This window comes from Lactiplantibacillus sp. 7.2.4 (assembly GCF_018991185.1).
GTDB classification, from domain to species: Bacteria; Bacillota; Bacilli; order Lactobacillales; family Lactobacillaceae; genus Lactiplantibacillus; species Lactiplantibacillus pentosus.
The window spans coordinates 1-15,473 of record NZ_JAGYGS010000017.1; the positions used below are offsets into that span (position 1 = coordinate 1).

General features: G+C 47.2%; 11 protein-coding genes and 1 pseudogene. 3 read left to right on the forward strand and 9 right to left on the reverse strand.

Annotated elements, in window-relative coordinates; translation table 11 throughout:
• Positions 1 to 189 precede the first annotated feature (189 nt).
• Positions 190 to 1,026, reverse strand: coding sequence for a histidinol-phosphatase HisJ (hisJ, locus tag KGF70_RS07415; protein ID WP_216769663.1), 837 nt, complete (start codon positions 1,024 to 1,026; stop codon positions 190 to 192).
• A gap of 1,123 nt (positions 1,027 to 2,149) precedes the next feature.
• On the opposite strand from hisJ, the gene KGF70_RS07420 reads away from it, so the two are divergent.
• From KGF70_RS07420 to KGF70_RS07430, 3 genes are all read left to right on the forward strand, one after another.
• Positions 2,150 to 3,313 carry a VanZ family protein gene (locus KGF70_RS07420; protein ID WP_216786426.1) on the forward strand — a complete coding sequence of 388 codons (1,164 nt, stop codon included), beginning with the start codon at positions 2,150 to 2,152 and terminating at the stop codon, positions 3,311 to 3,313.
• An 83-nt stretch (positions 3,314 to 3,396) separates the two neighbouring features.
• Complete coding sequence (locus tag KGF70_RS07425) at positions 3,397 to 4,305, forward strand: magnesium transporter CorA family protein (RefSeq protein ID WP_050339515.1); 909 nt, start codon at positions 3,397 to 3,399, stop codon at positions 4,303 to 4,305.
• A 15-nt stretch (positions 4,306 to 4,320) separates the two neighbouring features.
• Complete coding sequence (locus tag KGF70_RS07430; protein ID WP_216768355.1) at positions 4,321 to 4,668, forward strand: DUF1801 domain-containing protein; 348 nt, start codon at positions 4,321 to 4,323, stop codon at positions 4,666 to 4,668.
• 235 nt (positions 4,669 to 4,903) lie between these two features.
• Here KGF70_RS07430 and KGF70_RS07435 read toward each other — a convergent pair whose 3' ends face one another.
• The 8 genes and pseudogenes from KGF70_RS07435 to KGF70_RS07470 form a co-directional block, all read right to left on the reverse strand.
• Positions 4,904 to 5,413, reverse strand: coding sequence for a MerR family transcriptional regulator (locus KGF70_RS07435; protein WP_216768354.1), 510 nt, complete (start codon positions 5,411 to 5,413; stop codon positions 4,904 to 4,906).
• Positions 5,414 to 5,457: 44 nt separating this feature from the next.
• Positions 5,458 to 6,285, reverse strand: a complete 828-nt coding sequence (locus KGF70_RS07440) for an SDR family NAD(P)-dependent oxidoreductase (protein ID WP_216768353.1) — start codon at positions 6,283 to 6,285, stop codon at positions 5,458 to 5,460.
• A gap of 47 nt (positions 6,286 to 6,332) precedes the next feature.
• Complete coding sequence (locus tag KGF70_RS07445) at positions 6,333 to 6,836, reverse strand: polyketide cyclase (RefSeq protein ID WP_088770977.1); 504 nt, start codon at positions 6,834 to 6,836, stop codon at positions 6,333 to 6,335.
• A gap of 1,259 nt (positions 6,837 to 8,095) precedes the next feature.
• Positions 8,096 to 9,877, reverse strand: a pseudogene (locus KGF70_RS07450) (ABC transporter ATP-binding protein).
• Positions 9,864 to 11,603 (reverse strand): ABC transporter ATP-binding protein, encoded by a 1,740-nt coding sequence (locus KGF70_RS07455; protein ID WP_216768351.1) that lies wholly within the window; start codon positions 11,601 to 11,603, stop codon positions 9,864 to 9,866. Before KGF70_RS07455 ends, KGF70_RS07450 begins: the two are co-directional and overlap by 14 nt.
• Before the next feature lie 546 nt (positions 11,604 to 12,149).
• Positions 12,150 to 12,815 carry a flavodoxin gene (locus KGF70_RS07460; RefSeq protein WP_216768350.1) on the reverse strand — a complete coding sequence of 222 codons (666 nt, stop codon included), beginning with the start codon at positions 12,813 to 12,815 and terminating at the stop codon, positions 12,150 to 12,152.
• A gap of 154 nt (positions 12,816 to 12,969) precedes the next feature.
• The gene (locus tag KGF70_RS07465; protein ID WP_216768349.1) at positions 12,970 to 13,887 is read right to left on the reverse strand and encodes an esterase family protein; all 918 of its coding nucleotides are present in this window, start codon (positions 13,885 to 13,887) and stop codon (positions 12,970 to 12,972) included.
• A 101-nt stretch (positions 13,888 to 13,988) separates the two neighbouring features.
• The gene (locus tag KGF70_RS07470; RefSeq protein ID WP_253954790.1) at positions 13,989 to 15,314 is read right to left on the reverse strand and encodes an iron reductase; all 1,326 of its coding nucleotides are present in this window, start codon (positions 15,312 to 15,314) and stop codon (positions 13,989 to 13,991) included.
• Positions 15,315 to 15,473 lie beyond the last annotated feature (159 nt).

Here is a 15,473-nt window from a genome sequence, read left to right on the forward strand (position 1 = left end):
AAGGCTAATAAGACTGGTTCACCCTAGCAGTTCATAGATGTGTGTTCGTTAAGCCTGTCTGTCCGGTTCTCAGCTACCCGGGCTCTCTGGATGAGGAAGACTTCATTACTTGTTCTAATCACAACCGTTTATTAAAATTTGATTAGTCATTTAATTTATAATTCATTGTAATCACTAAACTGACGGCTGTCAACCCTTAATTAATTTTTTTATGAGATGATAGCCACGACCGACGCTGGCAATGTCATGGGCATCCGAGCCGTAAACCAGCGGAATAGCCCGCTTTTGCGCACGTTGTAGAATCTGTTCACCAGGATAAAAATCATTACAAAATGGTTTGTAGAGTCCAGCCAAATTTAAATCTAACTGCCGTCCCTGCTGCTGCACTAGCGCCAATGTCTGATCCACTAATTTGAGATTATCGGCATCCAGCGGTTCAGTTAGCCCAAAGTAATCTTGGTATTTACGCACCAAACTCATGTGACCGATTCGTTGCGGTGCGTACGGGCCCAAGTCTGCTTGGACTGACGCTAAGACGGTTCGATAATACTGTTCAAACACGCGTTGGGGCGTCTTGAGCCACTGCCCAAACCCCGCCGCAAAATCATCGGTCGACATATCGACACACCAGAAATGCGCTCGCAAGCCCCGCATGAAGTGCACGGACAAGATACTTTCCTGCGTCTGCGGACCATAAGTATTCAAAAAGTCCCGCGTCCAGGCCACGTGATCCGGTAAGAAGTCGACTTCAAACCCAACGGAGATCTCGATTTGATCAGCATACTTGGCTTTGAGTTCGTTGGCCAAGTTCAAATACGTCTCGACCTGATCCAAACGCAATGACGCTTCCGTATAACCTTCGAGTGTCCCTTCATATTGCTCACGAAATGCTGGCGGCAACGGTGCGTGCTCCGTGATGCAGTAGCGTTTAAATCCTAACTGAATCGCCCGCTGAACCATCTTTTCCGTCGCTTCCCCACTCCCATGCGGACATAATTCCGTATGCGTATGTCCATCCATTAACATACCCTCATCACCCTCTCATAAATTAGGTTTATTCAACCATACTTCGTTATGATACGCAAGCATTGGTCAAACTCGTGTCAGCTGTTCTTTATGAATTATGGTTAGAAAGCTTAAGGTCAAAAGCGGCCAGCTGAGACCCGCTGGAAAGTAAGGCGAGTTCGCGTAAACCTGATTTGTGCTTCCGTCCTACGACGGCTTACAGGCATTTCTGACAACGCTGGAACGCGATGGACACAGATTTAAGCCGACAAACCACGTCTTAAATACTGGTCTTCCACTAACCAAGCACAAGACGCTTGCTAAGTGGAATTTCATCGCTGAGCATTGTCAGAAACACCTTCCAGCCGAGGATGGCATTCGAAAGGTGGACATTTGTGGACCCAATTTTAAATGAACTGGTCGTTGATATTTTGTACACGCCATGTTGGCATTTTGCTGTAAGACTGGCGATCTTCTAGGAAATCTTGCTGTATTTCAATTCTGCGAACCTTCAGCATTACTGAAGGTTGTACAGATTTTGTCTAATCGCCTGGGATGACAAAATTTGGAATTTTGAACGAAGATTATTTCAACGACTAAATTCAAGAACAGTATCAAATTTGTGACATTGAGAATAGTGAACGATATTCGTGTGATCTTATCAGCACCTAAATCCCCTAAGGCATCATCGGTTCCACATTAAAAGTTTGCCTGAAGGACCGCGTACCTAATATCCAGTGATCACTTGCACCCAGATAGGTGGCCGTTCATCCGCCATTCGAGCGGGTTCCCAACTGTCCGGACTGCCGGACAATGCTCAAGGGCGAAATTCTTCTTGTCCGGGTGAATTTCCCGGGCTAGAAGAAGACTCGTATTTAAAATTGCGCAGCGGGTTTCTGCGTGAGTTCAAATCGATGTCCGCCCTGTTCCAGCGTTGTCAGCCAGCCCCGGAAGTCGGGCTAGGACGCAGACTCGGCTGACGAACAGCAATCCAACTTGGTGTATTTCAATCAGCGTGAGTGCGGAGAAACCGCGAAAGTCTAACAATTTACTAATTTATTTATATTAAACGTCACAATTTCTTTATACCATGATATAGTCAACATTAGTTAAAGACCACGTGAATCCAAAGGGGGGACCAGCCATGCACGAACTTATCACCAAGCTTTATCAACTTGCACTTTCCAGTCATATTGTCAGTACGTTGCTGGAACCCGTGCATATCGTTATTCTAGCGCTACCCATCATGACACTGTTACTAGCCATGATTATTCTGACCGTCCAACTCCGGACTCGGCAAACCTTGAGTGAACGTAACTTAATCAGTACCTATTCCTTTATTTGGTACGTGGCTGCGGCATACTTACTCATTATTCTGCCACTGCCGACCCGTTCATCCGTGGCGAGCCTGACAACTGCGACCTATAATTTACAACCTTTCTATTTTCTCTCACAGTTGAAAGCACTCACGCCGTTTGAACTCGGGGACCCCAGTACGTGGTTGGCGGCGTTTAAATCCGATACGTTCTTCCAACCGTTCTTCAATATTCTCTTATTTATGCCGATTGGCGCTTACTTAAAATGGCGCCATCGCTGGCCGCTCTGGTTAATTACGTTGACGAGTTTCGCGATCTCGCTGTTCTTCGAAACGACCCAGTTGACCGGACTCTATGGCTATTATTCGCGAGCATACCGCATGTTTGACGTCGATGACTTAATGATGAATACCCTCGGTGGCATTGTTGGGGCTTGGTGCTTACACCTGATTCCAAATCAGTGGCGTAACCGCGACCACAGCACTCGACTGCGCTGGCAAGAACATCCCATCAATTGGCGCCGAATCGGTGCGCTAGTGATCGACTGGCTCGCAATTGCGGCTTTTGATACTGTCTACTTCGTCTTAGTCAAACATTTCAATTGGCCATTGCCACATGATTTTCGCTGGTTATACGTCGTCGACATCGTCCTGTTCTTCCTCCTCCCCGCTTGGTGCTGGCAAGGCAAGATGCTGGGCGGACGACTACTCAACAGCCAAATCGTGACTACGGACGGCAAACGCGCCAGTCTCTGGCAACTGCTAATCCATTACGGCGGTCTCTACTTGATTGGATTGCCGCTCCTATTCTTAGATTTGTGGTTATTCAATCGTTTGGGAAACGTCCCGAGTGCGACGCTCAACCGGTTAGATGTCTACCTAGTCCTCGTGTCAGTCATTTTACTGATCGTCAGTTATGACTTATTGCTAGCACTCTTCAGTCGCAGTCATCAGTTATGGTGTGAAAAGTTAAGCCGGACAACTGTCCATTAAGACGGTCTCATTGAAACTTCTTTTGCGTTGGCTCGCAACTCATGTTAAATTGAAGATATCTCAAAATGCTGGAAGTAAAAACAATGATAAAAGTCCATGAACTAAGCGACGATTTTCGCTGGGTCGCTGTTAATAATTATACTGAAAACGACTATCACCAACTCGTGACTGACGAACACGTTACCGACGAAATGTTAGGTTACGCGACCGACCAACACGAACGTGGCCGGTTGGAATATGACGCCAAGAGTGCCATCACGACAATTATTTTTGACGTGGTCACAGAAGACGCCGAGGAAGGGACTTACACCGCCCAGGTCAGCTTCATGTTGATCGACCACACGCTGCTGACTTTCACGACCGACAATACGATTTTTGTTGAAGACATGTTAGCCGACGAAATCGACGCCGACTGGGAAGACGTGTTGCATCCGTACGACCATATTTTTAACGTCTTGTACAAGCTCTCACGGCAGTACTTTTCGGCCATCAATAAAATCAACAAGCAACGGCAGGACATTCAATTAAAAATGAAAAAGCAGATTCAACGTTCGGTCATTATTCAACTGATGGACTTAGAAACGACTTTAGTTTATTTTCTCACGTCCCTCAAGAGCAATAACGACATGTTGCAATCGCTGAAACGGTTTGTGCCCGTCAAATTCTCGGCTGCCCAGTTAGAGCGACTCGATGATATTATCGTCGAAGCACAACAGGGGCTAGAAATGGCCAATATTGCTTCAGACATCATCGGCCGGGTGTCCAACGCCTACTCGAACATTCTCGATAATAGCTTGAACAACACGATGTGGGTCCTAACGATTTTCTCGATTGTCTTAACGATGCCCAACATTGTCTTCGGCTTTTTCGGACAAAACGTCGACCTGCCATTCATGAAGAATCCGTTTGGCTGGGAAATCACCGTGGTCATTGCCGTGGCCCTGTGCGCCCTCACTATTTGGTTGTTGCGCCGGAACTCATTTCGCAAATAAAGGAGCCTTTAAGTTATGCCAAGTCGTCCTAAAGTGACTGATACAACCGCCTACATCAATCAGGCGGCCGAAGCGGCTCAACCGATTCTGACCACCCTCGTGCAGCTCATTACCACTGAGCTGCCAGATTTTGAAGCGAAAATCAAATGGAACTTTCCATTCTATCAACGTGATAAGCAATATGTGAGCATCGCTGCCTACAAAGCCCATGTCAGTCTAAGTATTTCCGCTGATTTGGATGAAGCCACGCTAGCCGCAGCTGAGGCCGCTGGTTATCCAACCGGTCAAAAGCGCCTGAACCTGCCGCTGACACAACCGGTACCGACAGCGTTAGTCCAACAAGTGTTACAGTTGATTGCTTGAGCTTCGTTTCGCTAGCCTGAAGCACATTGACGCCGGATCTCTTGTTATCGCGGTCACCCCGCCACCTTGAGCTCGTTCGACAGCGACTCTGCCATTTAATCGACATGGTCCGTTTTAAACAAGCCAAAATTGCCACCATGACGCGATACCGCTCCAACAACATCATCAAAACGCAAAAACGCGCCGCTCAAAAATAGAGCTGGCGCGTTTTTAGTTGATTCTCATTTTCAGCGAATTACCGGCGCCGTAACCGGTAGTCCTTGACGTTGGCGAAACGGGCGAGTTCCTCAAGCTGACCAGTCGCTTTCAGATGTCGGTCATATTCTTGATCTAAATCGGGCTGCACTTCATTCGTACCGGGGACAAAGTGTATGTCTTCATGCCCCGCTTCCGTTGCAGTCTGATAGTACCATTCCTTGAACTTCAGGTAACTCATCGTATCTTGTAAATCAGTAATCTGTTGTTGCAACGCTTGTTCGTGCGTCTTCAATAGCTGATAGCGATTCGACAAGGTTTCGTCACCCTTTAGTCGCAGTTCAATAAAGGTGGCGATCTCCGCAACCGGCACCCCCGCGTTTTTTAGACAAACGATCGTCCGCATGAGATGTACGTCATTGTCGGTAAAGGTTCGCCGACCAATCGAGTTCCGTTGAACAAAGGGTAATAGTCCCGATTTGTCATAGTACCGAATGGTGTCAATTGACACCCCTAATTGGTCCGCAACTTGTCCAATTGAATAAGCCATCTCGTCTACTCCTCCCAATTCGTTTCCCAACTAGTTTACCGTGACTAGTCATCCGTTGACAATGAAAGGTCCTCGCGTGACTTGATTTCGGACACTAAGCCTTCCAAATTCTGCAAGCCACCATGATAGGCAAAGTCGCCCAGTGGTAAGTGTGCTGGAATCTCACTGGCATTGGCTTGGTCAAAAATCACTTGGGCGATACGCTTGGGGTCACCAGGTGCTTGGGTTACCGAATCGGATACGTTGGCCACGGAATCACTAAATACCGCATAATCCTTGATCGCTGGCACCACTTTTTGTGAAGAACGTCCAGACCACTGCGTCCGCGCACCACTCGGTTCGACCGCCATCACCTTGATGCCCAAATCAGCAACTTCTTGACGTAACGTATCACTGTAACCTTCAACGGCATACTTCGTGGCACTGTAATACCCCATCGTCGGTAAGGTTGTCAGGGCTAATGCTGACGATAAGTTGATGATAACACCCGCGCGTTGGGCACGCATCGTTGGCAATACGGCTTTCGTCATATTCGCTAATCCAATCACGTTGACATCGAACATATAGCGAACCTGGTCCATATCACTTTCCTCAATCGTCGCAAAATAACCCAAGCCGGCATTGTTGACTAACACGTCGATGGTTTCAAACCGTTCGAGCGCTTTAGCAACGCCCGCTTTGATCTGCGCTTCATCGGTCACATCGATGATGACTTTTTCAATGCGCGCTGCATCAAAGTCGTCCAAATAAGCCAAATCTTCTAAGTGACGCGCAGCCGCAACTAAGTTAGTATCCTGATTTTTAGCCACAACGGTTGCGAGTTCCTTACCAAAACCACTCGATGTTCCTGTAATAAACCATGTTTTTGCCATTTTACTAAACACTCCTATTCTGATTTCATTAACGGACAATTAATACCTTATTTCTTAGCAGCGCGGACTAATCCATCCAACCAGCTTTGGTGCCCATTTAACATTGGATTAGGCGTTTGTGCGGCCAAATCTTGCGCTGGTTTACCAATCTGTGATTCTTGGGTCAGTAACCGAATCCGACCATCAGCCAATTTTTCAATTAAAAAGGCGTGATAGACATCAAACTGCGTGTCCGCATCACCATTTTGCCAGCCATGCCAAGCCAGCCGAGCCGTCTTGCCATCCGTTGGTTCAACTAATTCCATCACTTGTGCATCGATTGGAAAGCCAAACGTATCAAAACGAAAATGTTCCGCAAACTTCAACTTGGAACTAGTCTGGTCGTCCAAAACGATATTGGCGGCGTTGTCATAGTACGTGGTCCATTTTGCCGTATCCACGAGGTTCTCCCAGACCGCATCCAGGGTAATGCCATCCGCAATGACCTCATTTGAAACAAAATTATCCGTATGACCTGGTAAATATTCGGTTGACCAATTAATTGATTGCATCTGCAATTCCTCCACTTGATTAAGTATTTAGTTGGGCGCGTCGGTCATGTATCGTTGATCTGAATCGACAATTGCCGACCAGCACGCCAAATTCTCAAGTCAACAGCGCCGTTCAGGCTGTCAGGTCGCCTTTTGAACACGTCTGATTAACTTTGAATAAACCAAGCTTATATGCTGGAGCTGACTCCAGGACAAGGATAATGTTTGCGAATTGAGACTAGCTTAACGATTTCTTAACACCCATTCTGTGTATCATGCTTGTTTATTTGTCATGAATCATGATTGAATCAAGCTGTTTTCCAAGTTCAAAAGCTGCCAGCTGAAAACCCGCTGGAAACAGTGCGAGTTACCGTAAACTTGCTGTGGTGGATGCTTCCTAGTCCGGCTTCCAGGCATTTCTGACAACGCTGGAACGCGATGGACACAGATTTAAGCCGAAAGCCCGCGTATTAAATACTGGTCTTCCACGTTAGCTGCAGTATGGATGAAACGTGTTCGGGTCAGACTGGGACTTCCGGTTAGCTACGCCAGAACGCCTTCCAGCCGGGGATTGTATTCGAAAGACAGACATGTGCGGACCCAACTTTTTAAAGACTGATCACTGATTCATATCAAACCGTACAGCGGTTATCTGACTGTCAGATTTGTTTTGTCGAAACTTTTTCTTAATCATTAGGCAATCGTTTAGTGCCGTCAGTACAGGAGTGTCTAGATTATTATCCCTTACTCGATACGTTTTCAAATTAGTAATCCTGTCATCTACCAACAAGGCAGTTTCGATTAGATCCGCTCAACAAAATCTTGACCTGCAAATTCCAGATGAGTTTTATTGCCAATTCAAAGTTTGCTCGAAGGACCTGTCTCCTAATATTCAGCGGCCAAGTGCACCCAGATGGGTGGCCGTTCATCCGCCATTCGAACGGCTTCCCGACTGTAGGGGCTGGCTGACAATGCTCAAGGGCGAAATTATTCTTGTCCGGGTGGGGTTCCCGGGCTAGAAGAAGACTCGTATTTGAAATTGCGCAGCGGGTTTCTGCGTGAGTTCAAATCGATGTCCGCCCTGTTCCAGCGTTGTCAGCCGGCCCCGGAAGTCGGACTAGGACGAACAACGCTGACGAACAGTAATCCAAACTGGCACGTTTTAATCATCTTTAATGCTAAAGAATAACTAGCACAATGCGTCATTACCAGTAAACGCGTCATACCGGCACACCGCACATAGCGGAGGCTAGCATGACGCGTTCTATTTTAAGCAGGTATTACTCGAACTGACTCTGGTACAGCTGTGCGTAAAACCCATCTGCGGCCAGGAGTTGTTGGTGTGTGCCCCGTTCAATGACGCGGCCATCATTGATCACTAAGATCTGGTCGGCCGATTGAATCGTGGATAAGCGGTGGGCAATCACGAAGCTAGTCTTATTACGCATCAGCGCAGCCATTGCCGCCTGTACGTCCGCTTCGGTCTGGCTATCAATGGACGCCGTCGCCTCATCCAGTACCAGGACGGGTGCTTCCGTGATAAAAGCCCGTGCAATACTGAGGAGTTGGCGTTGCCCCTGCGACAGCTGACTCGCGTTTTCACTGAGGATCGTCTCGTAGCCATCCGGCAGTTGGCGAATAAACGGGTCGGCGTGGGCACGCTGGGCCGCCTGCACGACTTCAGCGTCACTCGCGTCGGGACGTCCCAGACGAATGTTTTCACGAATCGACATCGTGAATAAGAACGACTCCTGTTGGACAACGGTAACCTAACGACGTAAATCTGCGCGGCGAATCGTCGTCACATCTTGCCCATCTAGCAAGACCCGCCCCGCTTTTAAGGGGTACAGGTTCGTCAACAGGTTCATGATCGTCGTTTTACCAGCGCCAGTCGGCCCAACTAAGGCGACGACTTCGCCTGGGTTGGCGACCAAGTTAACATCTTTCAAGATTGGCCGTTCATCATAAGCGAATGAGACGTGGTCAAACGTCACGTGACCGGTTGCCTGTGGTAATGCCACGGCACCGGGTTGATCCTGCTCTTGGGGTTCATCGATCAATTCGAAGACCCGCTCGGCACTCGCCAGTGATAATTGCAAGGTGTTAATTAAATTCAGCACGTTGTTAATCGGACCCGTAAAATTTCGTAAATAAATCAGAAACGTGAAAATGATGCCGACCGTGATGTGTCCATAGCCACCAATAATCGATAAGGCGCCAATCGCAGTAATCAATAAGTAGGCGATATTGTTGGTCATGTTGTTGAACGGCCCAATGACTGACGACAAGGCCTGGGCACGAAATGCGGCACGGGTATAAGTCGCGTTAACTTGGTCAAACGTCTGCATGGTCGCTTCAGTATGGTCAAAAAGCTGCACGAGTTGTTTGCCAGAAACCGACTCCTCGATTTGGGTGTTCAGCGACCCTAAGGCTTGTTGCTGAGTCATGAACGCCCGTTGGGTCAACTTGGCGATTCCTTTTGAGAAGAAATAGGTGGCGACCGTACTCAACAGCGCAATCAGCGTCAAGAGCGGCGATAAAATCAGCATCGCGATGCCCATCCCAATCACACTGATGACTCCAGTAAAGAGTTGGACGAACGTTTCCATCAAGGCCGTGTTGATGTTATCAACATCATTGGTCAGCCGACTCATCACGTCCCCATTGTCGTGACGGTCAAAGTAGCGCATCGGTAACCGTTGCAGATTGGTAAACACATCTTGCCGAATCTGGGCACTCGTTCGTTGCGCGACCTTAATAATCACGGAATTTTGAAAGTAAGTAAAGACACTGCTGATCAGGTACATGGCGATTAAGCCAGCACAAACCAGCATCAGGGCGCGTAGTCGATTCTTACTAATATATTGATCGATCACGATCCCGTTGACCCGGTTACCAATAATCGTGGCTGCGGTGGTCACAATCGTGAACAGGAAGACCAGGAACAACCGGCCCTTGAAGGCGGCTAGATACTGCCACATCCGCGTCAACGTTGCACGCCAGTTAGTCAACTGGACTTTTTCTGGATGAATGTTTCGTGGTCCGCGTCTATGCATTTGCATCTGCCGCACCTCCTAACTGAGTCGTGACTAATTGCCGATAAAATGGCGACTGCTGCATCAGTTCGGCGTGCGTCCCAATGGCTTCCAAACGACCATTATTGAGGACGAGAATCTGATCACAGTCGATGACGTTGGTAACCCGCTGTGAAATAATCAGGGTCGTCTTGTCCGCTCGTTGTTCACGCAACCGGGACTTGATGGCCGCATTGGTCTTCTGGTCGACCGCACTGGTGGCATCGTCTAAAACTAAAATGTCGGTCGCTGGGACGATCGCCCGTGCGAGATTCAATCGCTGACGTTGGCCACCTGAGAAGTTTTTACCAGCCTGCTCAACCGGCGCGTCATACTTAGCCGGCAATTGTGCGATAAATGGTTGCGCATCCGCGATAGCCGTCGCATCAGCTAACTCGGCGTCCGTGGCATCAGGGCGGCCATAAGTCAGATTACTACGGACGGTGCCTGAGAACAGTAACGAGTCCTGGAGCGCGACAGCCACGGCGGCGTGGACAGTCGAGAGCGCCATCTGCTGGATATCCACCCCACCAATTTTGATCGTACCTTGGTAATCATCAAAACGACGCGTCAATAAGTTGATCAGCGTACTTTTGCCGGCCCCCGTCGCGCCAATGATGCCTAACCACTGACCATCGGGAACGGTAAACGAGACATGGTCCAAAATCGGGCGACTCTGTTGATAGCCAAACGACACCTGGTCGAATTCGATTTGGCTAACATGCGGTTTCACATCAGCCACTGCGGCCACTTGGGCAGGTGCAACCTGAAAGGCGGCCATATCTAACACTGCCTGGACCCGCGTTGCACTGGTAATCGCCCGTGAGAACGCTGTGATGATGTTGACCGTCTGAATCATGGCACTCGTGATTTGAATCATGTAGTTGACGAACGCAATAATTTGGCCGTTACTGATCGTATTACTGATCGCCAATTGTCCGCCATAGCCGAGCGCAACGACCACCCCAAGATTCAGCATCAACTGAATGACTGGTGACAAGAGTACTGTTGCCATCGCCGCAGTTTGACTGGTCTGTTGGAGATGCTGATTGCTGGTCGTGAAATCAGCGTGTTGATGGTCTTCCAGAACGTACGACTTGATGGTCTTGGCCCCTTGCAGATTTTCACGCATGATTTGGTTGATATGATCAACGGACTGTTGCATCGCCGTATACTTAGGCACACTCAAGCGCACGATGACCAACAAAAACACCACCAGAATCGGCATGACCACGAACAAAATTGGGGCTAAATCTGGACACACGATAATCGACATGACGACCCCACCAATCAACAGCATTGGTGAACGAACTAACCCCCGCGTGACCATCATGACTAAATTCTGCATCTGAGTCACATCGTTCGTAATCCGCGTAATCAGTGTGGCGGGTGGTAAGGAGCCCGCTTGACGGTCGTTTAAGGCCACCGTCAACAGATGACTCCGCAGTGCTTCCCCCATTTTTAATGAAGCGTAGCTACCGAGTGCCCCACACGCACCGCCAAAAATCAAACCCAGGACGGCGAATAGGAGCATCAATCCCGCGTGACTGATGACAAAATTCAAGTCCCCCTTCGATAAGCCTTGGTCAATGATTTCTGACATCAAGGTTGGTTGTTGCAAGTCGCAAAAGACTTCCCCCAACATGATCAGCGATGCTAAGAAAAACGCCCAGCGCGCGCGACCATGGATATGTTGCATCACAATGTGGAACACGAACCATCACTTCCTCGAAAAAAAGGGTCACGGATGCCCGACGCCTAATTAGGATTCGGATTCCGTGACACGTTTTAAATTATTACGTTACTATCTTAGGCTAAAAGTGTGCGCTCGGCAACCATTGGCCTCGGAAACGATTGCATTACCGTTGAGTTGCGGTGCAATCGCTTTTTAAACGCGCTAATTTTGTGAAGATTTCGTGAACAGTTTGAGATGTTTTATCAATTGAGGTCTCACACAATGCTAATAAACATCAAACCACGCATTGTTCTGGTTATTATTAGCATTATAGATGTTTGAAGAACGTCAGTTTCTAAGTTCAAAAACAACCAGCTTAGGAAGATAAGTGACCGTAAATGTGCAGTGATAAGCAAGTCCACCTACACTGGCTTCCAGGTATTCTTGGCAATGGCCGGAATGTGGTTGACAGATTTAAACCGGCAATCTACGTCTTAAACCGTGATTATTTTCAGAATTTCCAGACAGTATTTTTTGAACGCTCAATCGTTTTGTGATTCATCGTTGCTGAGTACAAAGAACCACCTAATAGCCTATCTTACTGAGCCATTGGTCAACTTCTTTCTGAGAATTCTCAGCCTGTTCACCTTCAATACCAATTCCTTCCAACACATTAGCATCTGGATATTGCTTCTCAACTTGGTTTTGTGCACTCCCCATCCCAGAGCCTTTATGAGTTGTGAACGGCACGACGTTTTTACCGTTGAGATCCACACCATCCATAAATGTGCGGACAATCATTGGATACTCGCTCCACCACACTGGTGCACCGAGAAACACAGTATCGTATTTTTTGACATTCGGTAATTTGTTTTTGATTTTTGGACGTGCATCATCGGTTTGCTCCTGCTGTGCACGATCTGCAGTGGCCTTAAAAGATTTTGGATATGGATTGGCAGCCTTGATTTCATATTCATCCGCACCAGTTCGCTGCTGGATAAAATCAGCAACCACCTTAGTATGTCCGATTTTCAATGGTCCATCCGAAACGCCTTTTTTCCGCGAAAAATAGACAATTAAAACTTTCCCATTCTTTTTGGGCCTTTGTTTTGATTTTCCCTGATTAGTCCGGGACACCTGCGATATCCCAGCAGAATCTTTTGATTGCGTCCGCTGAAAGACATTATAACCGACTAGCACAGCGACTACGGCTACGATTGCAATGACAAAAACAACAATTCTTTTCCTCATAACTTGTAACTCCTTCCTAACCATAAGCAATTGACTTGATTCAGATTTTACAGGTTGGCCTCCAGACAAAGGCAACCATTTTATTCGATTTCCGCTATCAACTGGCGAAAAAGGAATCAGTATTGAATTGTTTCATTCCTAGCGCCCACCCCCGCTATTGTTTAAACAGCAAAGGCAAAGCGTTATACGATTGATTCGTAAAAGATTGTTCATCGTGCCCACCATGCTGGTCTTCACGGTACCATAAATTATCTTTTGTAAAAACTGACTGCCGCCACAACGATTTAATTGCTGGCTTCATCGCATACTTGGTACTATCTGCACCACCAACTGAGGCCGCGATAAAGAAATCATCTTGATTAAGACCTGCTGACTTAACAGACTTAGCCATGACCGCAGCATCACTGGCATTTGGCCCTGACATCGGCATAAAGTATCTAAAAAATTTCAAATCATATTGAAAAACAAACCACGTCGTTGCATTTCCCATTGAAAAGCCGGAAAATGCTTGATGATCGCGGGCTTGCTGCAATTGTGATGGCTGTGTGCCAGTCGCATAGGTATGAAACTGACTGGCAATCACTGGCATCAGGTCGTTGGTTAATTCCTGCGTCGCAAATCGCCGATTCAACGGGAGGTCGTCGTCCCAATCCGATGTTATCTTTGTCCGGTCCTGATAATAGGTCGGCGCCACAACTATGAGTGGCTTAATTCGCTTTTCAGCAATCGCGTGATCCAGCATCAATTTCCATCTTGTCATTTGATTGGTACCAGTTTCGCCTAAAAAATCCGAAGCGGACATGTTCCAACCGTGCATGAGATATAAGACATCGTATGGCTTTTGACGATCCTGTCGATAATCTGCCGGCAAGTAGACGAGTGCCTGTTTCGAATACTGAACATGTTGTTCTGTCGTCTGATAAGTCACTTTTTTCACTGAACCGCGTTGATCACGAGAGGCTTGTTGCAAATATCGCTTGGGTGGTACAACCATTCGTTTTTCAGATTGTGCCAGTGTATTTCCTTTATTAACCGACTGTTTTTCAAACTGAGCTTGCTGAGTATATCTCATATAGCAAACGCCTCCTCCAATCAAAATAATGAGTACGACTATGACTTGAAATAAGCGGATACGCATTAAGGTTCACTCCCATCCATTCAGATCAATACGGGCTACATCGTCAATCGTTCATCTGTTAGCCGGCTTCGACCCACACCCAACGCAACAAATGTTTTTTCAATCTGTAACACGCCACTGGCATTTCCAACAACCACAAATCGTCCAGACTGAATTTCTTTCTTAGATAGCAGCCTCTGAAGGTCCTTGGGCTCAAATCGATGAACGTGCCGATTCAATTTTATTTGGGGATGACGAGCTAATAACGTCTCGAATTGTTGATCAAATATCTGCGCATCTCCCGGACGCACGGTCCAAAATAAATGAACTGGGCGTACCGAAGCATAGGCGTCGGCTAAACTAAGTAATGGGGCTAATCCGGTTCCCATACCATACAGAATTAGCGGCTGCTGAGGGTCATCGTGAGAAAGGATTTTGTCAAAGCGACCAAATGGCCCCTCGAGGCGAACCGGGTCACCTGGAGAAGCTAAGGCTAAGTTCTCCGTATAATCACCGCTTGTTTGAATGGTAAAAACAACTGTGTGAGCTTTATTAGGCACGGTAGTCACAGAGAACGGATGGGCTTCTTTGCTCAGCCCTTTTACAGCGGGAAAACTCAGAAAGTAAAAATCACCTGGACGAAACATGTTGACTGCCCCTGTTAATTCAACCGTCAACTGACGAACACGAGCATTAATCATTTTATTTGCAATCAGTTTTCCCTTGCGACTTTCTGAAGCGGAAGCGACGAACTTGTACCAAGCGTATAGGCCTAGTGCCACCACAGTATATAAATCAAATATCAGGATAAATGGATGCAGGGCATTGACGCGCGGAATAACGTGAACATGAAGCCAAATCAAACCAATCATCACGAAATTCAACCGGTGAATCCATACCGATAACTGATGCTTAAAGAAAAATTGCAGCTTATTCTTGAGTCGCTGTACTGGCACTAATCGATCGACAATCCACCCCGACATGAAAAACATTGCGTATAGAATGCCAAAAATAGCCAAATACCATGCCCACCTACCCGTGATGCGAATAATATCATGCATCGTATATGCAAGCTGAACATGAACTGTTGCTAGAATTAGTGCGAGTACTCCGACCAGGCCATGAACAAAATACATCGCCGGCAGTCCAATGAGTCGGTCCAGCCAGCGCGGTCGAACAGACAATGCAACAATCGTTAACCACCACGTATAGGCAACTGCTCCTGCATCATAAATTAATAAATTTCGACTAGTATCTAACAGTTGCACATCAAGTGACCATATCAGTGGAAGCGGAATGACAATTAAAATAACCAGCCAGACCGCATACAGTGCAACAGGGTATCGTTTGAGCATCAATTTTCCTCCAATCATTGCGGCCATTGTGTTAGCAGCACCATATCAATGGAAATGATAATCACCTCGTCATAAGCAAACCAAGTCTCATTTAGTCAGACTTGGTGCTGCATTCTTACGTTGACACGCAAGCATTACGATTTATGAGCCATCGTAACTGAGACAAATAATGTGTCTAACGATATA

Bases quoted from the DNA above. Each gene is read 5' to 3' on its own strand.
- KGF70_RS07435 (WP_216768354.1), bottom strand. From the start codon at position 5,413: ATGGCTTATTCAATTGGACAAGTTGCGGACCAATTAGGGGTGTCAATT.
- KGF70_RS07465 (WP_216768349.1), bottom strand. From the start codon at position 13,887: ATGAGATATACTCAGCAAGCTCAGTTTGAAAAACAGTCGGTTAATAAA.
- KGF70_RS07440 (WP_216768353.1), bottom strand. From the start codon at position 6,285: ATGGCAAAAACATGGTTTATTACAGGAACATCGAGTGGTTTTGGTAAG.
- KGF70_RS07460 (WP_216768350.1), bottom strand. From the start codon at position 12,815: ATGAGGAAAAGAATTGTTGTTTTTGTCATTGCAATCGTAGCCGTAGTC.
- KGF70_RS07420 (WP_216786426.1), top strand. From the start codon at position 2,150: ATGCACGAACTTATCACCAAGCTTTATCAACTTGCACTTTCCAGTCAT.
- KGF70_RS07430 (WP_216768355.1), top strand. From the start codon at position 4,321: ATGCCAAGTCGTCCTAAAGTGACTGATACAACCGCCTACATCAATCAG.
- hisJ (WP_216769663.1), bottom strand. From the start codon at position 1,026: ATGTTAATGGATGGACATACGCATACGGAATTATGTCCGCATGGGAGT.
- KGF70_RS07425 (WP_050339515.1), top strand. From the start codon at position 3,397: ATGATAAAAGTCCATGAACTAAGCGACGATTTTCGCTGGGTCGCTGTT.
- KGF70_RS07445 (WP_088770977.1), bottom strand. From the start codon at position 6,836: ATGCAATCAATTAATTGGTCAACCGAATATTTACCAGGTCATACGGAT.
- KGF70_RS07470 (WP_253954790.1), bottom strand. From the start codon at position 15,314: ATGGCCGCAATGATTGGAGGAAAATTGATGCTCAAACGATACCCTGTT.